Raw genomic sequence first — 24,583 nt, 5'->3', positions numbered from 1 at the left:
GTGAAACGATGCATCGCCGATGGTAGTGTGGGGTTTCCCCATGTGAGAGTAGGTCATCGTCAAGATTAAATTCCGAAACCCCTGATTGCTAACGCAATCAGGGGTTTTGTTTTTGCGCGCAGGAAAGTGCTGGCTGTGCGGGGACGACCTTGCAGGCACCTTGTTCGGCTCCCACTTGCCGCTATCCACTTGAAGCTTACTGCTGCTCTCACTGCTAAAGTCCCACCCTCGCTTGTGCATTTTCCAAGGAAGCCTCTATGCCGGACGCTACGTCCCTCAACGCTGGTTTTATGGTGGTCCAGAGCAACAGCCTGGATGAGCTGCGCAGCTTGGTGATCAGCGTCATGCGGCGTTACCCCCTGGCGCCCCTGGAAAATGAAATCGCCCTGGTGCAGAGCAACGGCATCGCCCAATGGTTGAAGCTGGCCCTGGCGGAAGACCCACAGGACGACGACCTCGGAGGCTGCGGTATCGCCGCCGCCATTGATGTGCAACTGCCGGGCAGTTTTATGTGGCAGTTGTATCGCATGGTGCTGGGACGGGATGAAATCCCGCCCAAGTCCCTGCTGGATAAAGCCCCGCTGACCTGGCGCCTGATGCGCCTGTTGCCCGAGCTGATCGATCAGCCGCACTTCGAGCCCCTGCAACGCTTCCTGACCCACGACACCGACCTGCGTAAGCGCTACCAACTGGCGGAGCGCCTGGCGGACCTGTTTGACCAATACCAGGTGTACCGCGCCGACTGGCTGGAAGACTGGGCCGCCGGCCGGCATCAATTGCGCAATGGTCGAGGCGAGGCCAAGCCGCTGACCCCTGCCAACTGCTGGCAGGCCGAGTTGTGGCGAGCCTTGCTGCTGGATGTCGGGGCCGAAGGCATGGCCCAGAGTCGGGCCGGGGTTCACCAGCGCTTTATCGAGCGCATCAACCAGCTGGATGTCGCGCCCAAGGGCTTGCCGTCAAGGGTGATCGTGTTCGGGATTTCTTCACTGCCGGCCCAGGCCCTGGAAGCCTTGGCGGGATTGGCGCGATTCAGCCAGGTGCTGCTTTGCGTGCACAACCCATGTCGTCACCATTGGGCCGACATCGTCGCCGATAAAGACCTGTTGCGGCATCAATACAAGCGCCAGGCGCGCAAGGCCGGCATGCCCGTTGCCCTCGACCCGCAAACCCTGCATCAGCATGCGCATCCGCTGCTGGCCGCCTGGGGCAAACAGGGCCGTGACTACATCAGCCTGCTCGACAGTTATGACGACCCCAGCAGCTACCGTGCGGCCTTTCGCGATGGGCGCATCGACCTGTTCAGCGAAAACCAGCCGCAGAACATGCTCAATCAATTGCAGGACGACATCCTCGAACTGCGCCCATTGAACGAGACCCGCGAACACTGGCCGGCGATCGATCTGACGCAGGATCAGTCGATCCGTTTTCACATTGCCCACAGCGCCCAGCGCGAGGTGGAAATCCTCCACGACCAGTTGCTCGCCCGCTTCAGTGCCGATCCCGACCTGCGCCCTCGTGATGTGATCGTGATGGTTCCGGACATCGACAGTTACGCCCCACATATCCGTGCGGTGTTCGGGCAGCTGGAACGCGAAGACCGACGCTTTATCCCCTTCACTCTGACCGACCAGGGCCAGCGCGGGCGCGACCCGTTGCTGATCGCCGTGGAGCACTTGCTGAAGCTGCCGGACAGCCGCTTCCCGGTCAGTGAGATTCTCGACCTGCTCGATGTTCCGGCCTTGCGTGCGCGTTTTGGCGTGGATGAAGCCGACCTGCCGACCCTGCACCGCTGGATCGAAGGCGCCGGCATCCGCTGGGGCATGAGCGCCGAGCAGCGTGCACAGCTGGGGCTGCCCGAGGAGCTGGAGCAAAACAGTTGGCGTTTCGGCCTGCGCCGCATGTTATTGGGCTACGCCGTGGGCCGCTCCGCCGCTTGCGATGGCATTGAACCCTACGACGAAATCGGCGGCCTGGACGCGGCGCTGATCGGCCCACTGGTGGCGCTGCTCGACGCCTTGCAAGTGGCCTATGGGCAACTGACGGAGGCCGCGACGCCGCAGCAGTGGGGCGAGCGCCTGCAAGGGCTGATGCAGTTGTTCTTCCTGGCGGAGACCGAGCACGACGACTACCTGCTGAGCCAGCTGGAAGACCTGCGAGAAACCTGGCTCGAGACCTGCCAGTCGGTCGGCCTGGAAGACGAGCTGCCCCTGACCGTGGTGCGCGAAGCCTGGTTGGCCGGGCTCGACCAGGGACGCCTGTCCCAGCGCTTTCTCGCCGGTGCGGTGAACTTCTGCACCCTGATGCCGATGCGTGCGATCCCTTTCAAGCTGGTGTGCCTGCTGGGCATGAACGATGGCGATTACCCGCGTGCCCAGCCGCCGCTGGATTTTGACCTGATGGGCAGCGACTACCGCCCCGGCGACCGTTCCCGCCGTGAAGACGACCGCTATCTGTTGCTCGAAGCCTTGCTCTCAGCGCGCAACCAGCTGTACGTCAGTTGGGTCGGGCGCAGCATTCGTGACAACAGCGAACGCCCGGCCTCGGTGCTGATCGGTCAGCTGCGCGACCACCTGGCCAGCGGCTGGTCCCTGGTCGATGAGGCGCCTCTGCTGGAAGGCATGACCCAGGAGCATCCGCTGCAACCTTTCAGCGCCCGCTATTTCCATGAGGGCGATGCGCTGTTCAGTTACGCCCGTGAGTGGCAACTGCTGCATCAGCAGCACGACCCGAAAACGGGTTCGGAACAACTGGCGCCCTACGTCCAGGAAGAACCCCTGAGCCTGGGGCAGTTGCAGGACTTTTTGCGCAACCCGGTGCGGCACTTTTTCAGCCAGCGGCTCAAGGTGTTCTTCGAAGCCCTGGAAGCCCCCTTGGCCGATGAAGAGCCTTTCGTCCTCGACGCTCTGCAACGCTACAGCCTCAGCGACAGCCTGCTGGAAGCTGCCCTCGGTGATACCGAGCACCCCGAGCAGGCCTTGCAGGCCCAGGCACAACGGCTGCAAGCCAGTGGCCTGTTGCCCATGGCCGGTTTTGGCGAGTGCCTGCAGCGCGAGCTGATCGAGCCGCTGCCGGACCTGTTGCAGCGCTACCAGCAATTGCTCAGCCTGTGGCCGACCCCGGTGACCAGCGCCTTGCCGGTCTCCCTGGAGCTTAAGGGCGTGCGCCTGGAGGGTTGGCTCAGCGGCCTGCATCAGCGCGTCGACGGCGGCCTGTTGTCGGTAACCGCCATCCCTAACAGCATCGGCTCGATCAAGACCCGCAAGTGGCACCGACTGATTCGGGTGTGGGTCAATCACCTGGTGGCCTGTGCCAGCGGCTACCCGTTAAGCACCGCGTTGGTGGCCAGTGATGACAGCCTGCTGTTGCCGGCCCTGGAGCAGCAAGCGGCGCTCAACAGCCTCGGCGAATTGCTGTTGGCCTGGCAGGCCGGGATGCGCCAGCCATTGCCGGTGGCGGTGAAAACCGCGTTCGCCTGGCTGGGCCAGAGCGACCCGCTCAAGGCCGAAGCCGCCGCGCGCAAAGCCTATGAAGGCGATGGCCAGACCACCGATGGCGAGCGCCGCGAGAGCCCGGCCCTGGCCCGGCAATTCGCCGATTACAACGCCCTGGTCGCCGACGAAAGTTTCAGCGGCTGGGCCGAGACACTCTATCGCCCGCTGCTCACCGCGCCCTGGCGTTCAGCCCTCAGCACGGAGGCCGATGCATGACCCAGCAAGTCCCCCTGGCCCTGGCCTTCCCGCTGCGTGGCAGCCAACTGATCGAGGCCAGCGCCGGCACCGGCAAAACCTTCACCATCTCCGCGCTGTACCTGCGCCTGGTGCTGGGCCACGGTGGCGAGCCGGCCGGTTTTGGCCGGGAATTGCTGCCGCCGCAAATCCTCGTGGTGACCTTCACCGACGCCGCGACCAAGGAGCTGCGTGAGCGCATCCGCACGCGCCTGGCCGAGGCCGCACGGTTCTTCCGTGACGAGATCGCTGCCAGCGATAGCCTGATTGCCGACCTGCGCGGGCAGTTCGCTCCCGAGCACTGGGCCGCCTGCGCCAACCGCCTGGACATTGCCGCGCAATGGATGGACGAGGCGGCGGTCTCGACCATCCACAGCTGGTGCCAGCGCATGTTGCGCGAGCACGCGTTCGACAGCGGCAGCCTGTTCACCCAGACCCTGGAAACCGACCACAGCGACCTGCTGGGCGAAGTGCTGCGCGATTACTGGCGGCTGTTCTGCTACCCGATGCAGGGCGATGCGCTGAATTGGGTACGGGCCAACTGGGGCGGGCCGGCGGCGCTGCTGCCGCGAGTGCGGGCATTGTTTGGCAGCGAGCGCCGGGAGCCGCAAACCCAATCCCCCAGCGAGCTGATCGAAGCCTGCCTGCAGGAGCGTCGCGAGGCGCTGGTCGAGCTCAAGGCGCCCTGGGTGCAGTGGGCCGCCGAGTTGCGTGAGATCTGCCTGCAAGGCGTGGCCAGCAAGAGCGTCGATGGACGCAAGATGCAGGCCCGGTACTTCGAGCCCTGGTTCGAAAAGATCAGCGCCTGGGCCCAGGATGAAAGTGCCGAGCAGTTGGACATCGGCACCGGCTTCAGCCGCCTGACCGCCGACGGCATGAGCGAGGCCTGGAAGGGCGAGGCTCCGCGCCACCCCGGGCTGGACGCCATGCCCCAGCTCAAGGCCAGCCTGGATGCCTTGCCCAGTCCGGACGCGGCGGTGCTGCAGCACGCAGCACAGTGGGTCGGGACGCGATTCGAGGAAGAGAAACGGCGGCGGGCCGAGATGGGCTTCGACGACATGCTGCTGCGCCTGGACGCGGCCTTGCAGGCAGACGGCGGCGAGCGCCTGGCAACCCTGATCCGCGAGCAATTTCCCGTAGCGCTGATCGATGAGTTCCAGGACACCGACCCTGTGCAGTACCGGATCTTCGAAAGCATCTACCGCATCGAGGACAACAATCCGGACACCGGCCTGTTCCTGATTGGCGACCCGAAGCAGGCGATCTACGCCTTTCGCGGCGCCGACATCTACACCTACCTGCGCGCACGCCAGGCCACCAGTGGCCGCCTGCACACCCTGGGTACCAACTTCCGCTCCAGCCACGCCATGGTCAGTGCGGTCAATCATGTGTTTCAGCGTGCCGAAGTGCGGGAGCAGGGCCATGGCGCCTTTCTCTTTCGCGAGCCGGATGGCGACAACCCGGTGCCCTTTCTGCCGGTGGAGTCCCAGGGGCGCAAGGAACAGTTGCTGATCGACGGCCAGGCCGTTGCGGCGATGAATCTCTGGCACTTGTCGGCCGAACAGCCGTTGTCCGGGGTGGTGTATCGACAGCAATTGGCGGGTGCCTGCGCCAGCCAGATTGTCGAGTTGCTCAATGGCGGCCAGCAAGGCCGTAGCGGTTTTGCCCGGGACGGCCAGGCGCTGCGGGGCCTGCTGCCGGCGGATATCGCAATCCTGGTGCGCGACGGTAAAGAGGCCCAGGCCGTGCGCGCTGAATTGGCGGCCCGTGGCGTGCGTAGCGTGTACCTGTCGGACAAGGACTCGGTGTTCGCGGCCCAGGAAGCCCGTGACCTGCTGACCTGGCTCAAGGCCTGTGCCGAGCCGGACGTCGAACGCCCGCTGCGTGCGGCCCTGGCGTCGCTGACCCTGAACCTGCCCCTGGCGGAGCTGGAGCGGCTGAACCAGGACGAACTGGCCTGGGAAGCCCGGGTCATGCAGTTCCGTGGTTATCGGGCGATCTGGCGCACTCAGGGCGTGTTGCCGATGTTGCGCCGCCTGTTGCATGACTTTCAGCTGCCCCAGGGCCTGATCGCCCGCAGCGATGGCGAGCGGGTGCTGACCAACCTGCTGCACCTGTCTGAACTGTTGCAGCAAGCGGCGGCGGAGCTGGATGGCGAACAGGCGTTGATCCGTCACCTGGCCGAGCATCTGGCGTTGTCCGGGCAGGCCGGTGAAGAGCAGATCCTGCGCCTGGAAAGCGACGAGCAACTGGTCAAGGTGGTGACCATCCACAAGTCCAAGGGGCTGGAATACCCACTGGTGTTCCTGCCGTTTATCTGTTCGGCCAAACCGGTGGATGGCAGCCGCCTGCCGCTGCATTACCACGACGCCGCGGGCAAGGCCCAGGTGACGTTGCGCCCGACTCCCGAGCTGATTGCCCGCGCTGACGAGGAGCGTCTGGCTGAAGACCTGCGCCTGCTGTACGTGGCCCTGACCCGGGCGCAACACGCCTGCTGGCTGGGCGTCACCGACCTCAAGCGCGGCAGCAATAACAGCTCGGTGCTGCACCTCTCGGCCCTCGGCTATCTGCTGGGGGGCGGTGCGGTATTGAATGAATCCGCTGGCCTGAACCGCTGGCTGGACGATCTGCAGGAGGGCTGCGAGGCGCTCGGTGTCGAGCCCATGCCCGAGGCCTGGGACAACCGCTTTACCCCGCCGCGCAACGACGCCAGCCTGCTGGCGGTACTGCTGCCGAACCGACGTGCTGCGGAGAACTGGTGGATCGCTTCCTACAGTGCCCTGCGCATCAGCGACAGCCTGGGCGCTGGCACCGAGGCACCGGAAAACCCGCAGGCGCAAAAGCTGTTCGACGATGAACGACTCGACCCCGATGCGCCCCGTGAGGTCGCGGCCAGCGGCGGTGATATCCATCGTTTCCCGCGGGGGCCGAACCCGGGGACCTTTCTCCATGGCTTGCTGGAGTGGGCCGGGGAAGACGGGTTCGCCGCCGGCCCCGAGGCCATCGAGGATGCCATCGCCCGGCGTTGCAATCGGCGTGGCTGGGAAGGCTGGATCCCGACCCTGAGCGATTGGATGCAGCACCTGTTGCAGGCGCCTCTGGCTGTCGGCGCGGGGCAACCGCCGGTGGTGCTCAGTCAACTGACCGAGTACCGGGTGGAGATGGAGTTCTGGTTTGCCAGCCACAAGGTCGACGTGCTCAAGCTCGATGAACTGGTGCGCCAGCACACCCACCACGGCGTGCCTCGGGTCACGGCCGAACCGGTGTTGCTCAACGGCATGTTCAAGGGGTTTATCGACCTGACGTTCGAACATCAGGGCCGTTATTACGTGGCCGACTACAAATCCAACTGGCTCGGCGTGGACGACGCGGCCTATACCGAGCAGGCCATGGAACAATCGATTCTCGACAACCGCTATGACCTGCAATACGTGCTCTACCTGCTGGCCCTGCACCGTCAGTTGCAGGCCCGTCTCACCGATTACGATTACGACCGGCACATGGGCGGCGCGCTCTACCTGTTTTTGCGCGGCACCCGTTCGGCCAGCCAGGGGCTGGTGTTTGCCCGGCCGCCACGGGAGCTGATCGAACGCCTGGACCGCATGTTCCAGGGCAAGCCCGAACTGCCGAAGGCTGAGCCCGCCTGGGAACAGGGAGTACTGCTATGAACGATGACCTGCTGACGTCCCTGGCGCCCGCGCCGCAACCCGACCTGGCGCCGCTGGCCCGTGCCGGCGACCTGATGCTGTTGCTCGATCGGTGGCTGGAGCGCGGCTGGCTGCGTGCCCTGGACAAGGCGTTTGTCGGCTTTCTGCATGAGCTGGAACCCGACGGCGACCCGCTGGTGCTGATGGCGGCGGCGTTGACCAGCCATCAGTTGGGCCACGGCCATGTGTGCCTGGACCTGTTCGAAACCCTCAAGGAGCCGGATTTCGCCCTGTCCCTGCCCCCCGAAGGCGACCTGCAGGGCGGTGCGCTGCTGCCGTCCCACGTGCTGGCCAGCCTCGACGGCGCTCACTGGTGCAAGGCTCTGGCGGCCAGTCGCCTGGTGGCACTGGCGGCCGATGGTGCCGAGGAGGCTCGGCAGCGGCCGTTGGTGTTGTCGGGCAAGCGCCTGTACCTGCGTCGCTACTGGGCCTATGAGCGCCGTATCGACCTGGCCCTGCGCCAGCGTCTGGCGCTGCAGGAGCCGACGCCTGTGGACCTGGCCGAACGCTTGAACGGCCTGTTCGGTCCGGCCAAGGCGGCGGGGCCGATCGATTGGCAGAAGCTTGCCTGCGCCCTGGCCACCCGGGGGGCGTTCAGCATCATCACCGGCGGCCCGGGCACCGGCAAGACCACCACCGTGGTGCGCTTGCTGGCTTTGCTCCAGGCGCCGGCGGTGGAGGCCGGCAAGCCGCTGCGGATTCGCCTGGCCGCGCCCACCGGCAAGGCCGCTGCGCGCCTCACCGAGTCCATCAGCCTGCAGGTGCGTTCCCTGGCCGTGGCCGACAGTGTGCGCGAGAAAATCCCCAGTGAAGTGACCACCGTGCACCGTTTGCTGGGCAATCGTCCGGGCACCCGGCACTTCCGGCATCACGCCGGTAATCGCCTGCCACTGGACGTGCTGGTGGTGGATGAAGCCTCGATGATCGACCTGGAAATGATGGCCAACCTGCTCGATGCCTTGCCGATGCATGCGCGGCTGGTGCTGCTGGGTGACAAGGACCAACTGGCCTCAGTGGAAGCCGGCGCGGTGCTTGGCGACTTGTGCCGCGATGCGGAAGCCGGCTGGTACAGCCCGGCGACCCGCGACTGGTTGCAGGCCATCAGCGGCGAAAACCTCGCCGCCAGCGGCTTGCAGGAAGACCACGGGCAGACCCATCCTCTGGCCCAGCAGGTGGTGATGCTGCGTCATTCCCGGCGCTTCGGCGAAGGCAGCGGCATCGGCCAGCTGGCGCGCTGGGTCAACCAGCAGCAGGCCGATGAGGCGCGACGCCTGCTGGCGGCCCGCAGCCACGCCGACCTCTATGCCCTGAGCCTCAAGGGCGAGCAGGACCGTGCCCTGGAGCGCCTGCTGCTCGAAGGTCATGGCGACGGCCCGCAAGGCTACCGGCATTACCTGAGTCTGCTGCGCAGCCAGCGACCGCCGGCCGGCACCGCCCTTGAGGATCCGCTCTGGACCCGCTGGGCGCGGGACGTGCTCAAGGCCTTCGACCAGTTTCAGTTGCTGTGTGCGGTGCGCAAGGGACCGTGGGGCGTCGAGGGTTTGAACCTGCGGGTGACCAGTGCCTTGTTCAAGGCGCGGCTGATCGACAGCGAGCAGCAATGGTACGAAGGCCGTCCGGTGCTCATGACCCGCAACGACTATGGCCTGGGCCTGATGAACGGCGATATTGGCATTGCCCTGAAACTGCCCGAGCACGAGGGGCCGGAGGCCGGGCGCCTGGTGCTGCGTGTGGCCTTTCCGCGTAACGATGGCCAGGGCGGGGTGCGCTTTGTGCTGCCGAGCCGGCTCAATGATGTGGAAACCGTGTACGCCATGACCGTGCACAAATCCCAGGGCTCGGAGTTCGCCCACACCGCGCTGATATTGCCGGACGCCCTGAACCCGGTGCTGACCAAGGAACTGATCTACACCGGCATCACCCGCGCCAAGGACTGGTTCAGCCTGATCGAGCCCCGCGCCGGGGTGTTTGAAGAGGCCGTGCGGCGCAAGGTCAAGCGCCTCAGCGGCCTGATGCTGGAGCTGGGCTAGGCCCCGGGCGAGCAACCCGCCCCGTTACCCGGCACGGGTGCGTGGCGCCTCGCCTGGCGCTTCCAGGCCCATGAAGCGCCGGACCCGCTCGCCTGCGGCCTCCTGGCGGATCGCGCTCGGACTGGCGTCGAGCTGGATATGGCCGTCCTCCATAAAAATTACTCGGTCGGAAATCGACAGCGCAAAGTCCATCTCGTGGGTGACGATCAGCATGGTCATGCCTTCGCGGGCCAGGTCCTGGATCACATTCAACACGTCACCCACCAGCTCCGGGTCGAGGGCCGAGGTGGGCTCGTCAAACAGCATGATCGCCGGCTCCATGGCAAGGGCCCGGGCAATCGCGACTCGCTGCTGCTGGCCGCCGGACAACTGGTGCGGGTATTTGCGGGCGTGAGCCAGCAGGCCGACCTTGTCCAGCAGGGCGTAGGCCTGTTGCTCGCTCAGGCTCTGGCTGACCCCGTGGTAGCGCGGCGCCAGGGTGATGTTGTCGAGAATGCAGCGGTGCGGGAACAGGTTGAAGTTCTGGAACACCATGCCGATGTGGCGCACGCCGTCGCGCACCTGGGGGCTGTTGAGGTTGTCACCGGCGTTGATAAAGCTGTTGCCGAACAACACGATTTCACCCTGGTCGATGCGCTCCAGGCCGTTGACGGTACGGATCAATGAAGTCTTGCCGGAGCCGGAGGGGCCGATGATCGAGATCACCTGGCCGCTGGCAACCTGCAGATCGATGCCCTTGAGCACCTGGTGGTCGCCGTAGCGCTTGTGGATGTTCTGCAACTGCAAGGCCGGTGGGCTGCCGGGACCGGGTTCCGCGCGCAGCTGGATGGGTTGCTGCCGGGTGTGGGCCTTGAGCCGGGCGACGCTGGCCGCGTCCAGGGTCTGGGGCTTGCGCAGGTTCAGATCCAGGTGTTGCTCCAGGCGCTGCAGCAGCCAGCCGAACACGCTGACGATCAGCACGTAATACACCGCCACGGCGGCCAGGGTTTCCATCACCAGGAAGTTCTGCGCGTACAGGCGCTGGCCGACGGTCAGCAACTCGGTGAGGGAGATCACCGAGATCAGCGAGGTCAGCTTGACCACGGTGATGTACTCATTGATCAGGGTGGGCAGGGAGATGCGAAAGGCCTGGGGGATGACGATCAGCCGTTGCAGGCCCAGCAGGCCTATGCCCAGCGCGCGGCCGGCTTCCTTCTGCCCCTTGGCCACCGAGATCAGGCCGCCGCGATGGATCTCCGCCATGTACGCCGCTTCCGTCACCACCAGGGCGAACAGCCCGGAGTAGAAGGGGTTGGACAGCACCGCGCCGGTAACGGGAAACAACTGCGGCAGGTTGTAGACGAAGACCACCAGCACCAGCAGCGGGATGCTGCGAAAAAACCAGATATAGACCGCCGCCGGGGCTCGGATCCAGGGCGTGCTCGAGAGTTTGGCCGAGGCCAGGAGAAAGCCCAGCAGCATGCCGATAAACCAGGCCAGGGCGCTGAGCTGGACCACGGTGACGCAGGCGTGCCAGAAGCTCGGCAGGGAAAACAGGGAGAAAAAGTAGGACCAGTCGAATTGCATAACTACCTCAGCCGCTCGGATCGCAGGCTTCAAGACGGGCGCGGTGCCCTCGATCGCGGATCAGTCCGGAGCGCATCCTTGCGCGCCGCGCCGGTTACTCGGTCACCGGCTCCAGGTTGTATTTGCTGAGGATCGCCGCGTAGTCGCCGTTCTTGCGGCTCTCGGCAAAGGCTTCCTGCAGTGCCTTGTAGGTGGCGTCGTTGCCCTTCTTGACGAAGATGCCCAGGGTTTGCTGGTAGATCGGGTGCGCGGTGGTGACCACCACCCGCCCATTGGTGCGCTCGGCGATCATCTTCGCCGCGCCGGCGATTTCCACCTGGGCCTGGATGTTTTTCGAGAGCAGGGCCTGGGTCACTTCAGGGGCCGAGGGGTACTCGCTGACGCTGATCGCGCCCTTGTTGTTGGGCACGCAGTAGTCGCTGGAGAGTTTCTGCAACTGGCCGACCCAGGTGGTGCCCTGTTCGAGCCCGACTTTCAGGCCGCACAGGTCTTCCGGGGTCTGCGGGTTCAGGCCACTGTCCTTGGGCGCCATGATCGCCGCGCCGGTCTTGGCGTAGGCGATGGTCAGGGCCTGGGTCTGGCGCTCGGGGGTGATGTACATGCCGGAGATGATGGCGTCATAGCGCCCGGCGTTGAGGCCGAGGATCAGGCTGGGAAACTTGGTGTCCACGAACTCGGCCTTGGCCTTGAGGTGCTTGGCCAGGGCGTGGGCCAGTTCCGGGTCGGAGCCGATCACGTTCTTGTCGCTGTCATAGGACTCGAACGGCGGGTAGGTGATTTCCATGCCGATCTTCAGCTGGCCCGGGGTGGCGGTGCTGGCCAGGGCAGTGCCGGCGGCGAGCAGGCCGGCGGTGAGCAGGGTCAGGCGCACGAGGTTGTTTTTGTTGAGCATGGGGTGGCACTCCAGGGGTGGGCGAAGGCAATCAGGACGGTTGGGGCTGGTGTTTCAGGTGACCGAAACTCGATGGCTTGCGGGCTTTGTCCGGCAAGCGAATCTCGCCGTTTTCCACGCGCCGGCGCAGGTACTGGTAGGTCTGCAAGGCCTGGCCGTACATGTGCTCGCCAATGGCGATCTGTTCGTACTCGGCGTTGGCCTTGGCGAATTGCGGCAGCGGTTTGATCTGGGTATGGAAGTCGCAGGCATAGAACAGCGGGAAGGCATAGCGCTCCTCGCTGACGCTGCGCACGCGGTGGGCGGTCGCGACAAAGGTGCCGGCGGTCATGACTTCGAGCATGTCGCCGATGTTCACCACAAAGGCGTCGGCGATCGGCGGTGCGTCAATCCATTGGCCCTGGTCGTTCATCACCTCCAGCCCGGGTTTATCGGCCATGAGGATGGTGAAGCACTCGTAGTCCGTGTGGGCGCCAATGCCCGGGGCATCCTGGGCCGTGTCGTCGAACGGGTAATGGATCAGCCGCAGCTTGGATGGCGGGCGGGTGACCAGGGCGTCGAAGTAGTCCTCCGCCAGGCCCAGGGCCAGGGCGAAGCCGCCGAACAGTCGCCGGCCGAGGGCGAACACCGCAGCGTAATAGGCCTGGGCCGCGTCCTTGAAACCCGGCAGTGTCGGCCAGTCGTTGGGGCCCAGCAGCGGAGTGTTGGCCAGCACCAGCGGGTCGTCGGCCGGCACTTCGAAGCCGATGTCGAAGGCCTCCTTGTGGTCCGGTTTGCCCTTGGCGTACACCTCTTCGCCTTCGGGCACGAAACCCTTGTGACTCTGGGAGGTGCCGATGTAGTGCTGCATCTTGGCCGTCAGCGGCTGGGCGAAGTAGTCCCTGGCGGCCTGGCGCAGATCGGCGATCAGTTGCGGCGCGATGCCGTGGTGGGTGATGTAGAGAAACCCCACCTCGCTGGCGGCCGCGCCCAGTTGCTCGGCGACCGCCAGGCGATGCTCCAGCTCGACACTGAACAGGCCGGCGATATCCACCACCGGGATGCTGCTGAAGTTGGCCTTGGCGTGATTGGTTTTATCGGGCATGGCGCAAGCCCCTCATGGCTGGGTTGAGTGATGGAAACGGTCGAAATGCTGGCGCTCGGTACGGGCCATCCACTGGTTCAGCGACCACAGGTCGGCCACCGGGACATTGGTGAAGGGCAGGTGATGCAGGTAGCCGTCGGCGCCGAATTCCGGGGTCAGGGTGCTGACCGGGTAACCCCGGCTTTGCTGCGAACGCCAGATGGCCTCCCAGTGCTGCTGGTGGAACGCCAGTTCGCGGGCGTACTCCGGGGCGCCGGGGTGGGGGACCTGCGGGCCCTGGTCATAGCCGACCCGGGCCTGGATGTGGTGCACGCGCTCGACGAACGGGCTGAGGTCGTCATGGGGGTCGTCCAGCAGGCGCTCGCAGGTGACGATCCAGTGGCTGATGTCGCTGGTGAAGCGCAGGTCGGGCAGTTGCCGGATCAGGTCCAGGGTCAGCCAGGGGTTGAACAGCGAGCGCGAACGGTGGGTTTCAAAGCTGCAGAACTGGCCGTGCTTGCGCCCCAGTTCCAGGGCCTGGCCAAAGAACTCCACCTGTTGCGCCAGGCTCCAGCGGTCATTGCCCGCCAGCACGTTGACGAAACGCGGCCCCAGTTCGGCGGCCCAGGCCAGTTTGCGATCAAGGTCCTGCAAGTGTTCTGCGGGCGCCGCCGATTGCTTGGGCAGCACCTCGTAGGCGCTGAACACGGTGCTGATATAGGGCAGGTGATTGGCGCGCAGAAAGGCGCCGAATTCGGTGCGATCGCGGGTTTCCAGGGGCAAGCGCGCTTCCATGCCGTCGAAGCCGGCGGCCAGCAGCTCGTCCAGGGCCTGGGCCTTGCTCGCGGTATAACCCCAGAGTGTGCGGAATATTTCCAGTTTCATCGGCGAACCTCAAAGATGCCTCGGGCTACTCAAAGCACCACGGCGGCGGTTGGCCGGCGCAATGCTGTGTACGGCAGTAGCAAAAGACATGCTTTGAGCCGGGTCTCTGTGGATCCGGTCTCGTCGGGTGCAGCGCGCGGGCTGCTCACTCTGGCGTCGATCTTAAGCAGCCGGCGCGGTCAGGAAGAATAGGCAGGTTCAAATCATTAGTTCAGTTTTTTCTAAACCAATAGCTGGCTATTCATGATGCCTGTCTCCCTGGCATTTCCATGGCTGTGCTATCGTTGCGGCATCATTTCATGACGATCAAAGAGAATCCCTGCATGAACGTGGCTGTCTGGACGACAGGACGCTTTGCTGGCTGGAGGCGGGTACTGCTGGCGGCTGTTATCTGTTCGCTGAATGCTGTCGCTTTCGCGCAAACAGAGCCTGCGCCCAGCCTGGCCGAGCAGCGGGCCCAGGCCGTGACCCAAGTGGTCCTGGGCATTCTCAGTTATGCACGCTGGCCGGTAGAACCGGCGCAACTGCGCTTATGTGTGGCCGGGCCCACCGAATACACCGACGACTTGGTCAAGGGCACCACTCAGGCCACCGGCCGCCCGGTGCTGGTGCGACGCCTGTTGGCGGACAGCCCGGCGCTGGCCACGGAATGCGATGCGGTGTACATCGGCAAGCTGAGCAACGAGGAGCGTGCCCGGCTGTTCACGTCCCTGAGCGGTCGCCCGGTCCTGAGCATCAGCGAGGGTGGCGATCAGTGCACCGTGGGCAGCCTGTTCTGCCTGCGGGTCAGTGACGACCAGGTGTCGTTCGAGGTCAATCTGGACTCGGTGGCCCGCAGTGGCGTACGCATCCACCCCAGCGTGCTGCAGCTCTCGCGTCGACGGCCGGCGGCGTCATGAATCTGTTCAAATCCGATACTCGTCCCACGCTACGTTCGGTCATTGGCCGCGGGCATTTGACCGTGGCCCTGTTGGCGATCTCCATGGCCAGCGTGTCGCTGACCCTGCTCGGAGTGCTGGCGCTGCGGGTGTACGCCGACCACAACCTGCACCTGATCGCGCGTTCGATCAACTACACGGTCGAGGCGGCCGTGGTGTTCAACGACAGTGCGGCGGCGACTGAAGCGCTGGCGCTGATCGCCTCGACCGAGGAAGTGGCCGATGCCCAGGTCCTGGATAAGAACGGCAAGCTGCTGGCCAGTTGGGAGCGCCCGGAAAGCGGGTTCCTGACCGATCTGGAGATGCAGATCGCCCGGACCTTCCTGGAAAAACCGATTTCCATGCCGATCCTGCACCAGGGGCGCGAAGTCGGCACGGTCAACCTGAGCGGCCACGGCGGCAGCCTGATGCGCTTCCTGTTCAGCGGCCTGGTCGGCATCGTGCTGTGCACCGCCATCAGTGCCTGGGCCGCGCTGTACCTGGCGCGGCGCCAGTTGCGAGGGATTACCGGCCCCTTGCGCAGCCTGGCCGAAGTGGCCCACGCCGCGCGTCGCGAACGGGCCTTCGACCAGCGGGTGCCGCCGGCGGAAATCGCCGAGCTGGACAACCTCGGCAACGACTTCAACGCCTTGCTCGATGAGCTGGAAGCCTGGCAGACGCACCTGCAGAGCGAAAACGAAAACCTCGCGCACCAGGCCAGTCATGACAGCCTGACCGGCCTGCCGAACCGAGCGTTTTTCGAGGGGCGGCTGATCCGTGCCCTGCGCGGTGCGAGCAAACTCAATGAGCGGGTGGCCGTGCTGTTTCTCGACAGCGACCGCTTCAAGAGCGTCAATGACAACTTCGGCCATGCCGCCGGTGACGCGGTGCTGATCGCCGTGGCCACGCGGATCCGCGCGCAGTTGCGCGAGGATGACCTGGTGGCGCGCCTGGGTGGGGACGAGTTCGCGATCCTGCTGACTCCACTGCACCGGGTGGAGGATGCCCAGCGTATCGCCGACAAGATCATCGCCAGCATGGAAATGCCGATTCAGTTACCGGGAAACACCTCGATCCTGACTTCCCTCAGTATCGGCATCGCGGTCTACCCCGATCATGGCGCCACGCCGGGCGGCCTGCTCAATGCCGCCGACGCGGCGATGTACCAGGCCAAGCGCATGTCGCGTGGTGGCCAACACACCGTGGGGTCGGAGCACCCCGTCGTTCATGTTCAATCCAGGAGCTAATCCTTTGTTCTCGATGACTCAGCGTTCCTTACGCTTTTTTTCCGCAATCATGCTGTTGGCCGTATTGGGCCTGACCGGCTGCCAGAGCGTGCCCCCCAAGGGCCTGACCCCGCAGCAGATAGCCGTGCTCAAGCACGAAGGGTTTGAACTGACCGATGAGGGCTGGGCCTTTGGCCTGTCGGGCAAGGTGCTGTTTGGCAGCGATGTCGAATCCCTGAACCCTGCCAGCACCGAGATCGTCGAGCGCATCGGCAAGGCCCTGTTGGGGGTGAACATCCAGAAGGTCCGGGTCGATGGCCACACCGACGCGTCGGGCAAGGAAAGCTACAACGAACAACTCTCGCTGCGCCGAGCGAAAAGCGTGGCCAAGGTCCTGACCCAGGTCGGCATGCGTGAAGAGAACGTGCAACTGCGCGGCCTGGGCAGCAGCGAGCCGGTGGCCTCCAACAGCACCGCCGCCGGGCGTACGGAAAACCGTCGGGTGTCGATCGTGGTCATCGCCGACTAGTGGCCCGGCCTGCCTGGGCGGCAGGCCGGCAAGTCCGGTTTCAAGGGGCTGCTGGCGCTGCCGCCGGGGCGTCCTTGGGGTCGAGCTTGACCATCAGGTGCTTGGTCGCGTTTCTGATCATCGGGCCCAACACCAGGTTGCTGCCGATCATCACCACCACCGCCGCCAGCACCAGGCCGTCCGATTGCACCAGGCCGAGAAAGGTCCCGCCGAACACGCTGACCGCCAGCAAGCCACTGATCATCATGGCCAGCATCATGGGCTTGGCCGGGTTGTCGAAACCCAGGAAGCGCTGCTTCTCTTCAGCCGATATCACCAGCTCGACCTTGCAGCCTTTGCACGGGATGGGCTGGTCTTCGCGCAGCATGACCTGCTGCTTCTTGCCGATGGGGAATTCCTTTTCGCAGGCGTTGCAGTGCACTTTCATGCCGATGATAGTTGCGGGGGACGAACTCATCTTGATCCTTAAGATTGGGTGGGGTTGCCGCTGAACGGCGGCCATTGGTTGCGTGTTTGCGCGAGGCTCAGGGGCCCGCCTGGTCATGGGTTACCCGGCGGGTCGCCAATGCCGCCAGGCAGGTTGGGGCCGATCTCGGTCATGCCGCTGGAAACCGCGGGCCAATCCCTGGAACCCCATCTGAAGGGGCTGCCGTAACCGACCAAGTCATAGACTTCGCTTTCGCCCATCACCTGGCCGTTGCGCGGGTCGTTCAAGTGACAAGCCGCGCAGTCTACCTGCAGGCGTCAATCGGCAAAACGCATTTCCCGCGAGTCGCCCATCAACAGCGGCTGATTCTGTTCGGTCACCTCACGGATGTAGTCCCACAACAGGGTGATGCGCTTGAGCTTGCGCAGGTCCTCGCGGCAATACATCCAGAACTGGCGGGTGATGTTGATCTCTTCGGGCAGCACCGGCAGCAGCCGTGGGTCCTGGGCGGCGAGGAAGCAGGGCAGGATCGCCAGTGAGCGCCCTTGCTGCGCCGCCACGTATTGAGCGATCACGCTGGTGCTGCGCAGGTTGGCGCTGGCACCGGGCACGACATTGGCCAGGTACAGCAGCTCGGAGCTGAAGGCCAGGTCGTCGACGTAACTGATGAACGAGTGCTCGCTGAGGTCTGCCGGGCGGCGGATCGGCGGGTGCTGGTCGAGGTAGTCCTGGGTGGCGTAGAGCTGCAGGCGGTAGTCGCACAGTTTGCAGCAGACGTAGGGACCGTGCTCAGGGCGTTCGAGGGCGATGACGATGTCGGCTTCGCGCTTGGACAGGCTGATGAAGTGCGGCAGGGGCAGGATATCCACCGAGATCGCCGGGTAGGCGTCGACGAAATGGCTCAACTGCGGGGTGATGAAGAAGCTGCCGAAACCCTCGGTGCAGCCCATGCGCACATGGCCGGACAAGGCCACGCCGGAGCCCGACACCTGCTCGCAGGCCATGTGCAGGGTGCTTTCAATCGACTCGGCATACCCCAGCAGACGCTGGCCCTCGGCGGTCAGGATAAAGCCGTTGGTGCGGGACTTTTCGAACAGCAGGGTGCCCAGCGCGCCTTCCAGCGAACTGATGCGCCGCGACACCGTGGTGTAGTCCACCGCCAGGCGCTTGGCCGCGCTGCTGGCCTTGCGGGTACGGGCCACTTCGAGAAAAAACTTCAGGTCATCCCAGTTCAGGGCACCCAGGGAGGTGATGTTTTTTTGCATGATGGACCGGCTTTTATGTGCGTTCTTATTAGTAATTTGCACATCTATACTCCAAAAACAGTCCGATCACCAATTCGCGACGCACGCCTCATCTCAAGGCGACCTACGCCTTGGCTCTCTTGCATAACTACAAGATCTGGAGACCACCAATGAACGCATCGCTCACGTCTGCCGACACCGCTGTGCAACAGGCCAAACTGTTGATCGACGGCGAATGGGTCGAGTCCAAGACCACCCACTGGCAAGACATCGTCAACCCGGCCACCCAGCAAGTGCTGGCCAAAGTGCCGTTTGCCACCCCTGAAGAAGTCAACGCCGCCATCGACGCCGCCCATCGCGCCTTCCAGACCTGGAAGCTGACCCCGATCGGCGCGCGCATGCGCATCATGCTCAAGCTGCAAGCCCTGATTCGTGAACATTCCAAGCGTATCGCGGTGGTCCTGAGCGCCGAGCAGGGCAAGACCATTGCCGACGCCGAGGGCGATATTTTCCGTGGCCTGGAAGTGGTCGAGCACGCCTGCTCGATCGGCACCCTGCAGATGGGTGAGTTCGCCGAGAACGTCGCCGGCGGGGTCGATACCTACACCTTGCGCCAGCCGATCGGCGTCTGCGCCGGCATTACCCCGTTCAACTTCCCGGCGATGATTCCGCTGTGGATGTTCCCGATGGCCATCGCCTGCGGCAATACCTTCGTGCTCAAGCCTTCCGAGCAGGATCCGCTGTCGACCCTGCTGCTGGTGGAGCTGGCGATCGAGGCCGGGGTTCCGGCCGGCGTGCTCAACGTGGTGCACGGTGGCAAGGACGTGGTGGATGCGTTGTGCACCCACAAGGACATCAAGGCCGTGTCGTTCGTCGGCTCGACCGCCGTGGGCACCCATGTGTACGACCTCGCCGGCAAACATGGCAAGCGCGTGCAATCGATGATGGGCGCGAAAAACCATGCCGTGGTGCTGCCTGACGCCAATCGCGAGCAGACCCTCAATGCCCTGGTCGGCGCCGGTTTCGGTGCCGCCGGCCAGCGCTGCATGGCGACCTCGGTGGTGGTGCTGGTAGGCGCAGCCAAGCAATGGCTGCCGGACCTCAAGGCCTTGGCCCTGAAACTCAAGGTCAATGCCGGCAGCGAGCCGGGCACCGATGTCGGGCCGGTGGTGTCGAAAAAGGCCAAGGCGCGCATTCTCGAGCTGATCGAAAGCGGCGTGAAAGAGGGCGCCACCCTGGAGCTGGACGGTCGCCAGATCAAGGTCCCGGGTTTCGAACAAGGCAACTTTATCGGCCCGACCCTGTTCTCCGGGGTCACCACCGACATGCAGATCTACACCCAGGAAATCTTCGGCCCGGTGCTGGTGGTGCTGGAGGTCGACACCCTGGATCAGGCCATCGCCCTGGTCAACGCCAACCCCTTCGGCAACGGCACCGGCCTGTTCACCCAGAGCGGTGCGGCGGCGCGCAAGTTCCAGAGCGAAATCGACGTTGGCCAGGTCGGGATCAACATTCCGATTCCGGTGCCGGTGCCGTTCTTCAGCTTCACTGGTTCCCGCGGTTCCAAGCTCGGAGACCTGGGCCCGTACGGCAAGCAAGTGGTGCAGTTCTACACGCAGACCAAGACCGTCACCAGCCGCTGGTTCGACGATGACAGTGTCAATGACGGTGTGAACACCACCATCAACTTGCGTTAAGGAGTCGGCCATGAAGATTGCATTTATCGGTCTGGGCAACATGGGCGCGCCGATGGCGCGCAACCTGATCAAGGCCGGCCACGCGCTGAACCTGTTCGACCTGAACCAGACGGTGCTGGCGGAACTGGCGGCCCTGGGCGGCAGCATCAGCGCCTCGCCACGCGCCGCCGCCGAGGGCAGCGAGCTGGTGATCACCATGCTCCCGGCCGCCGCCCATGTACGCAGCGTGTGGTTGGGCGAAGACGGTGTACTGGCGGGTATCGCCCGCGGCGTGCCGGCCGTGGATTGCAGCACCATCGACCCGCAGACCGCCCGTGAAGTGGCGGCGGCCGCGGCCCGGCAGGGCGTGGCCATGGCCGACGCTCCGGTGTCCGGCGGTACCGGCGGGGCCCAGGCCGGGACCCTGACCTTTATGGTCGGGGCCAATGCCGAGCTGTTCGCCACCCTGCAGCCGGTGCTGGCGCAGATGGGGCGCAACATTGTGCATTGCGGTGAAGTCGGGACCGGGCAGATTGCCAAGATCTGCAACAACCTGCTGCTGGGCATCTCGATGATCGGCGTCAGTGAAGCCATGGCCCTGGGCGATGCGCTGGGGATCGATACCCAGGTGCTGGCGGGGATCATCAACAGCTCGACTGGCCGTTGCTGGAGCTCCGACACCTACAACCCGTGGCCGGGAGTGATTGAAACCGCCCCGGCATCGCGCGGCTACACCGGTGGTTTCGGTGCCGAACTGATGCTCAAGGACCTGGGGCTGGCCACCGAGGCGGCACGCCAGGCGCACCAGCCAGTGGTACTTGGCGCAGTGGCCCAGCAGTTGTACCAGGCCATGAGCCAGCGCGGTGAAGGTGGCAAGGACTTCTCGGCGATCATCAACAGCTATCGCAAGCCCCAGTAGACGGGGCGTTTCCGAGGGCCCGCGTCGGGCGCGCCCTCGGCTTTTTGCTCAGGCGAAAACGAAGTATTTGCGCACCGTCTCTACCACTTCCCAGGTGCCTTTCATCCCCGGCTCGACCACGAAAATATCACCCGCGCGCAAGTGGATCGGCGCCATGCCGTCCGGGGTGATCACGCAGTAGCCTTCCTGGAAATGGCAGTACTCCCACTTCACATACTCCACGTACCATTTGCCCGGCGTGCAGATCCAGGTGCCCATGATCTTGCTGCCGTCCTCGCTGGTGTAGGCGTTGAGGTTGACGGTGTGCGGGTCACCTTCGAGCTTTTCCCACTTGCAGGCGTCGAGTACCGGTAGTGGGTGCGTGTCGCGCAGAACGGTGATGGGCTGGTTCATGTGGGGCTCCGGGTGATGTGGCAGAACTGAAGCAGCACCCTATAGCGCCCGGCCTGCGGCCAGTTGTCTGAACTCGACATCGGGGTACCCAGAAGCGCAGCCCGGGAGCAGGTCGGCCCAGCGCCGCGAGGTCATTGATATTTCCGCGTGTGAAATAGCCTTTTCGTAGAAGAATTTGCGAAAGATCCGAGCGATGCCGAAGTATTTTGCAAGAATCTACACAGGCATCACTCGTATGATTCAGTTCGCATTGGTCGAGAGCAGCACAATGGAAAAAACCACAGCCTGGTGGGATATCAGCCCGCCCTTGAGCACCGCGACCCCCACCTGGCCGGGCGATACGCCGTTTCAGGAAGAGCGGGTCTGGCAGTTCGGGCCCGAGTGCCCGGTGAACGTCGGGCGCATCACCCTGTCCCCGCACACGGGTGCCCATGTCGACGCGCCCCTGCATTACAGCGCCGACGGCGCGCCCATCGGCGAGGTCTCGCTGGATGTGTACATGGGCCCGTGCCGGGTTGTGCATTGCCTGAACAGTGGGCCGCTGGTGCGGCCCGAAGACCTGCACGGGCACCTGGATAACCTGCCCGAGCGGGTCTTGCTGCGCACTTATCAACAGGCGCCGCTGAGTGAGTGGGATGCGGATTTCACCGCTGTCGCCCCGGAGACCGTCGAGCTGCTGGCCGGCCTGGGCGTGCGCCTGATCGGCATCGACACGCCGTCCCTGGACCCGCAGCAATCCAAGACCATGGACTCCCACAACGCCGTGGCGCGCCATGGCATGGCGATTCTTGAAGGTGTGGTACTCGATGACGTCGCAGCAGGGGATTACGAACTGATCGCCCTGCCGCTGCGTTTTGCCCACCTGGATGCAAGCCCGGTTCGGGCCATCCTGCGTCCGTTGCGACGCTAGTTTTCCACAACAACGAAGCGTGCCGTCGCCCGCTGCCGCGCCTGGATTGCATTCCTCGCGCCCCCGCGAACGGCACGCCACCCCCCTGACGTGAGGAGCCCACGCGATGAGTCAATGTCCCTATTCACCCAACCATCAGCCGGAAGAGTGGCATAACGCCGAGCTGAATTTTTCCGACTCCATGAGCTACGGCGACTACCTGGACCTGGGGCGCATCCTCAGCGCCCAGCATCCACTGTCGCCGGACCACAACGAGATGCTGTTCATCATCCAGCACCAGACCTCGGAGCTGTGGATGAAGCTGATGCTGCATGAGCTCAAGGCCGCGCGTGAGCATGTGCGCCTGGGCGAGTTGCCGCCGGCGTTCAAGATGCTGGCGCGGGTGTCGCGGATCTTCGACCAGTTGGTGCACGCCTGGGCGGTACTGGCGACCATGACCCCTTCGGAATACAAGTCGATCCGCCCGTACCTGGGGCAGTCCTCGGGCTTCCAGTCGTTCCAGTACCGGGAAATCGAATTCATCCTCGGCAACAAGAGCGCGGCCCTGCTGCGTCCCCACGCCCATCGCCCGGAGCTGTTGCAGTCCCTGGAGCAATCGATTGCCACGCCGTCGCTGTATGACGAAGCGATCGGCCTGATGGCCAAGGCCGGGCTGAGCATCGACCCGCAGCGCCTGGAGCGCTCCAGCACCGCACCGACCGAACACGACGCCAGCGTGGAAGCCGCCTGGCGCGAGGTCTACGCCGATCCTTCGCGCTACTGGGACCTGTATCAGTTGGCCGAGAAGTTCATCGACCTCGAAGACTCGTTCCGCCAGTGGCGCTTCCGCCATGTGACGACTGTGGAGCGCATCATCGGCTTCCAGCCAGGTACCGGCGGCACTGAGGGCGTGGGCTATCTGCGCAAGATGCTCGACACCGTGCTGTTCCCCGAGCTGTGGCGCGTGCGTTCGTCGCTCTGATAGCGAGCCAAAAAAAACGGCCCGGCATTCACTGAATGCCGGGCCGTTTTGCTTTACGCGGGGTTTATTGCAGCGCGGTTTGCGCGGCCTTGTTGGCCAGGCGCATGCGGTAGAAGCCCCAGATCACCAGGACCCAGACCGGGATCGCATACACCGAGACGCGGATGCCGGGGATCATCAGCATCACCACGATGATCATGGCCATGAAGGCCAGGCACAGGTAGTTGCTGAAGGGGAACCAGAAGGTCTTGAACGACGGCACCACGCCTTGCTCGCCCATGGCTTTGCGGAACTTGATGTGAGTCAGGCTGATCAGTGCCCAGTTGATCATCAACGAGGCCACGACCAGGGCCATCAACAGCTCCAGCGCTTCCTTGGGCGCCAGGTAGTTGACCACCACGCACAGCAGGGTGACCAGCGCCGAAACCCCCAGGGCCAGCAATGGCACGCCCTGTTTGTTGAGCTTCATCATGGCTTTTGGCGCGTCACCCTGTTCGGCCAGGCCGTAGAGCATGCGGCTGTTGCAGTACACGCCGCTGTTGTAGACCGACAGCGCCGCGGTCAGGACCACGAAGTTGAGGATGTGCGCCGCAGCGTCGCTGCCGATCAGGGCAAAGATCTGCACGAACGGGCTGCCGCTGTAGGTGTCGCCGGAAGCGTTCAAGGTTTCCAGCAACTGGTTCCACGGGTACAGGCACAGCAGCACGGTCAGGGCGCCGACGTAGAAGATCAGAACCCGGTAGACCACCTGGTTGATCGCCTTCGGGATCACCTTGCGCGGCTCACTGGCTTCGGCGGCAGTGATGCCCACCAGCTCCAGCCCACCGAAGGAAAACATGATGAAGGCCATGGCCATCAGCAGGCCCGTGCCGCCATTGGGGAAGAACCCGCCGTGGCTCCACAGGTTGCTCACCGACGCCTGGGGCCCGCCGCTGCCGCTGAACAGCATGTAGCAGCCGAGGGCAATCATGCCGATGATGGCCACCACCTTGATGATGGCGAACCAGAACTCGGTCTCCCCGAAGAACTTCACGTTCATCATGTTGATCAGGTTGACCAGCACGAAGAACACCACGGCGCTGACCCAGGACGGTATTTCCGGCCACCAGAACTGCACGTACTTACCCACGGCGGTGAGTTCGGCCATGCCCACCAGGACATACAGCACCCAGTAGTTCCAGCCGGCAAGAAAGCCGAAGTAACCGCCCCAGTATTTGTGCGCGAAGTGGCTGAAGGAGCCGGCAACCGGCTCTTCGACGATCATCTCGCCGAGCTGGCGCATGATCAGGAAGGCAATGAAGCCGGCAATGGCATAGCCGAGAATCATCGCCGGACCCGCGGATTTGAGCACGCCGGCAGAACCCAGGAACAAACCGGTGCCGATCGCCCCGCCCAGGGCGATCAGCTGGATATGACGGTTTTTCAAGCCTCGCTTGAGTTCACCCTGTTTCACAATTTGATCCACTAATTACGCTCTCTTTTAGTTGTTATCAGGACCGATCCGAGTAGTCGG

General features: G+C 64.3%; 19 protein-coding genes. 10 read left to right on the top strand and 9 right to left on the bottom strand.

What is annotated here, in order from left to right; translation table 11 throughout:
• Nucleotides 1-257: 257 nt before the first annotated feature.
• From recC to recD, 3 genes are read left to right on the top strand one after another with little or no spacing between them, the layout of a single operon-like run.
• Complete coding sequence (recC, locus tag AC19YX_RS32935) at nt 258-3,707, top strand: exodeoxyribonuclease V subunit gamma (RefSeq protein WP_500607902.1); 3,450 nt, start codon at nt 258-260, stop codon at nt 3,705-3,707.
• The gene (gene recB, locus AC19YX_RS32930; RefSeq protein ID WP_500607901.1) at nt 3,704-7,393 is read left to right on the top strand and encodes an exodeoxyribonuclease V subunit beta; all 3,690 of its coding nucleotides are present in this window, start codon (nt 3,704-3,706) and stop codon (nt 7,391-7,393) included. The genes recC and recB overlap by 4 nt, the downstream gene beginning before the upstream one ends.
• Nucleotides 7,390-9,462, top strand: coding sequence for an exodeoxyribonuclease V subunit alpha (gene recD / locus AC19YX_RS32925; protein WP_500607900.1), 2,073 nt, complete (start codon nt 7,390-7,392; stop codon nt 9,460-9,462). The genes recB and recD overlap by 4 nt, the downstream gene beginning before the upstream one ends.
• A gap of 24 nt (nt 9,463-9,486) precedes the next feature.
• Here recD and AC19YX_RS32920 read toward each other — a convergent pair whose 3' ends face one another.
• The 4 genes from AC19YX_RS32920 to AC19YX_RS32905 all read right to left on the bottom strand — a co-directional run bounded on the left by AC19YX_RS32920 (nt 9,487) and on the right by AC19YX_RS32905 (nt 13,868).
• Nucleotides 9,487-11,028, bottom strand: a complete 1,542-nt coding sequence (locus AC19YX_RS32920) for an amino acid ABC transporter permease/ATP-binding protein (protein ID WP_078474066.1) — start codon at nt 11,026-11,028, stop codon at nt 9,487-9,489.
• A gap of 94 nt (nt 11,029-11,122) precedes the next feature.
• A complete protein-coding gene (locus tag AC19YX_RS32915; RefSeq protein ID WP_078474065.1) occupies nt 11,123-11,920 on the bottom strand; it encodes an ABC transporter substrate-binding protein in 798 nt (265 codons plus the stop codon).
• Nucleotides 11,921-11,951: 31 nt separating this feature from the next.
• Nucleotides 11,952-13,004, bottom strand: coding sequence for an isopenicillin N synthase family dioxygenase (locus tag AC19YX_RS32910; protein ID WP_500607899.1), 1,053 nt, complete (start codon nt 13,002-13,004; stop codon nt 11,952-11,954).
• Between the two features lie 12 nt (nt 13,005-13,016).
• Nucleotides 13,017-13,868, bottom strand: a complete 852-nt coding sequence (locus AC19YX_RS32905) for a sugar phosphate isomerase/epimerase family protein (RefSeq protein WP_078474063.1) — start codon at nt 13,866-13,868, stop codon at nt 13,017-13,019.
• A gap of 323 nt (nt 13,869-14,191) precedes the next feature.
• Between AC19YX_RS32905 and yfiR the strand changes: the two genes are divergently transcribed.
• The 3 genes from yfiR to yfiB are packed head-to-tail and all read left to right on the top strand — an operon-like array spanning nt 14,192 to nt 16,540.
• A complete protein-coding gene (yfiR, locus tag AC19YX_RS32900) occupies nt 14,192-14,767 on the top strand; it encodes a regulatory sequestration protein YfiR (protein WP_078474062.1) in 576 nt (191 codons plus the stop codon).
• The gene (gene dgcN, locus AC19YX_RS32895; protein ID WP_500607898.1) at nt 14,764-16,032 is read left to right on the top strand and encodes a diguanylate cyclase DgcN/YfiN; all 1,269 of its coding nucleotides are present in this window, start codon (nt 14,764-14,766) and stop codon (nt 16,030-16,032) included. Before yfiR ends, dgcN begins: the two co-directional genes overlap by 4 nt.
• A 13-nt stretch (nt 16,033-16,045) precedes the next feature.
• Nucleotides 16,046-16,540 carry an outer membrane lipoprotein YfiB gene (gene yfiB, locus AC19YX_RS32890; protein ID WP_178103009.1) on the top strand — a complete coding sequence of 165 codons (495 nt, stop codon included), beginning with the start codon at nt 16,046-16,048 and terminating at the stop codon, nt 16,538-16,540.
• 40 nt (nt 16,541-16,580) lie between these two features.
• On the opposite strand, the gene AC19YX_RS32885 is transcribed toward yfiB, so the two are convergent.
• From AC19YX_RS32885 to AC19YX_RS32875, 3 genes are all read right to left on the bottom strand, one after another.
• A complete protein-coding gene (locus AC19YX_RS32885; RefSeq protein ID WP_500607897.1) occupies nt 16,581-16,997 on the bottom strand; it encodes a hypothetical protein in 417 nt (138 codons plus the stop codon).
• Between the two features lie 83 nt (nt 16,998-17,080).
• Complete coding sequence (locus tag AC19YX_RS32880) at nt 17,081-17,254, bottom strand: hypothetical protein (RefSeq protein WP_201129324.1); 174 nt, start codon at nt 17,252-17,254, stop codon at nt 17,081-17,083.
• A gap of 30 nt (nt 17,255-17,284) precedes the next feature.
• On the bottom strand, nt 17,285-18,232 hold the full coding sequence (locus AC19YX_RS32875; protein ID WP_500607896.1) for a LysR family transcriptional regulator: 948 nt from the start codon (nt 18,230-18,232) through the stop codon (nt 17,285-17,287).
• A 149-nt stretch (nt 18,233-18,381) separates the two neighbouring features.
• Between AC19YX_RS32875 and AC19YX_RS32870 the strand changes: the two genes are divergently transcribed.
• Both AC19YX_RS32870 and mmsB read left to right on the top strand, forming a co-directional pair.
• Nucleotides 18,382-19,908, top strand: a complete 1,527-nt coding sequence (locus tag AC19YX_RS32870; protein WP_201129325.1) for a CoA-acylating methylmalonate-semialdehyde dehydrogenase — start codon at nt 18,382-18,384, stop codon at nt 19,906-19,908.
• Between the two features lie 10 nt (nt 19,909-19,918).
• Nucleotides 19,919-20,806, top strand: coding sequence for a 3-hydroxyisobutyrate dehydrogenase (mmsB, locus tag AC19YX_RS32865; protein ID WP_078474057.1), 888 nt, complete (start codon nt 19,919-19,921; stop codon nt 20,804-20,806).
• 48 nt (nt 20,807-20,854) lie between these two features.
• Here the strand turns inward: mmsB and AC19YX_RS32860 are convergent, their stop codons facing one another.
• A complete protein-coding gene (locus AC19YX_RS32860) occupies nt 20,855-21,199 on the bottom strand; it encodes a cupin domain-containing protein (RefSeq protein ID WP_078474056.1) in 345 nt (114 codons plus the stop codon).
• Between the two features lie 268 nt (nt 21,200-21,467).
• Between AC19YX_RS32860 and kynB the strand changes: the two genes are divergently transcribed.
• Both kynB and kynA read left to right on the top strand, forming a co-directional pair.
• Entirely contained in the window at nt 21,468-22,109 is a 642-nt protein-coding gene (gene kynB, locus AC19YX_RS32855; RefSeq protein ID WP_201129327.1) for an arylformamidase, read from the top strand.
• 106 nt (nt 22,110-22,215) lie between these two features.
• Entirely contained in the window at nt 22,216-23,070 is an 855-nt protein-coding gene (kynA, locus tag AC19YX_RS32850; RefSeq protein WP_201129328.1) for a tryptophan 2,3-dioxygenase, read from the top strand.
• A gap of 64 nt (nt 23,071-23,134) precedes the next feature.
• On the opposite strand, the gene AC19YX_RS32845 is transcribed toward kynA, so the two are convergent.
• Complete coding sequence (locus tag AC19YX_RS32845; RefSeq protein WP_078474054.1) at nt 23,135-24,535, bottom strand: amino acid permease; 1,401 nt, start codon at nt 24,533-24,535, stop codon at nt 23,135-23,137.
• Nucleotides 24,536-24,583 lie beyond the last annotated feature (48 nt).

The sequence above is a fragment of the Pseudomonas sp. MF09150 genome (assembly GCF_059862355.1).
Note: the sequence above shows the minus strand (reverse complement) of the source record. Positions and strands in the feature narration are given on the sequence as shown.

What these genes read in the sequence shown, in the direction of transcription:
- recC (WP_500607902.1), top strand. Translation starts at nt 258, where the DNA reads ATGCCGGACGCTACGTCCCTCAACGCTGGTTTTATGGTGGTCCAGAGC.
- recB (WP_500607901.1), top strand. Translation starts at nt 3,704, where the DNA reads ATGACCCAGCAAGTCCCCCTGGCCCTGGCCTTCCCGCTGCGTGGCAGC.
- recD (WP_500607900.1), top strand. Translation starts at nt 7,390, where the DNA reads ATGAACGATGACCTGCTGACGTCCCTGGCGCCCGCGCCGCAACCCGAC.
- AC19YX_RS32920 (WP_078474066.1), bottom strand. Translation starts at nt 11,028, where the DNA reads ATGCAATTCGACTGGTCCTACTTTTTCTCCCTGTTTTCCCTGCCGAGC.
- AC19YX_RS32915 (WP_078474065.1), bottom strand. Translation starts at nt 11,920, where the DNA reads ATGCTCAACAAAAACAACCTCGTGCGCCTGACCCTGCTCACCGCCGGC.
- AC19YX_RS32910 (WP_500607899.1), bottom strand. Translation starts at nt 13,004, where the DNA reads ATGCCCGATAAAACCAATCACGCCAAGGCCAACTTCAGCAGCATCCCG.
- AC19YX_RS32905 (WP_078474063.1), bottom strand. Translation starts at nt 13,868, where the DNA reads ATGAAACTGGAAATATTCCGCACACTCTGGGGTTATACCGCGAGCAAG.
- yfiR (WP_078474062.1), top strand. Translation starts at nt 14,192, where the DNA reads ATGAACGTGGCTGTCTGGACGACAGGACGCTTTGCTGGCTGGAGGCGG.
- dgcN (WP_500607898.1), top strand. Translation starts at nt 14,764, where the DNA reads ATGAATCTGTTCAAATCCGATACTCGTCCCACGCTACGTTCGGTCATT.
- yfiB (WP_178103009.1), top strand. Translation starts at nt 16,046, where the DNA reads ATGACTCAGCGTTCCTTACGCTTTTTTTCCGCAATCATGCTGTTGGCC.
- AC19YX_RS32885 (WP_500607897.1), bottom strand. Translation starts at nt 16,997, where the DNA reads ATGAGTTCGTCCCCCGCAACTATCATCGGCATGAAAGTGCACTGCAAC.
- AC19YX_RS32875 (WP_500607896.1), bottom strand. Translation starts at nt 18,232, where the DNA reads ATGCAAAAAAACATCACCTCCCTGGGTGCCCTGAACTGGGATGACCTG.
- AC19YX_RS32870 (WP_201129325.1), top strand. Translation starts at nt 18,382, where the DNA reads ATGAACGCATCGCTCACGTCTGCCGACACCGCTGTGCAACAGGCCAAA.
- mmsB (WP_078474057.1), top strand. Translation starts at nt 19,919, where the DNA reads ATGAAGATTGCATTTATCGGTCTGGGCAACATGGGCGCGCCGATGGCG.
- AC19YX_RS32860 (WP_078474056.1), bottom strand. Translation starts at nt 21,199, where the DNA reads ATGAACCAGCCCATCACCGTTCTGCGCGACACGCACCCACTACCGGTA.
- kynB (WP_201129327.1), top strand. Translation starts at nt 21,468, where the DNA reads ATGGAAAAAACCACAGCCTGGTGGGATATCAGCCCGCCCTTGAGCACC.
- kynA (WP_201129328.1), top strand. Translation starts at nt 22,216, where the DNA reads ATGAGTCAATGTCCCTATTCACCCAACCATCAGCCGGAAGAGTGGCAT.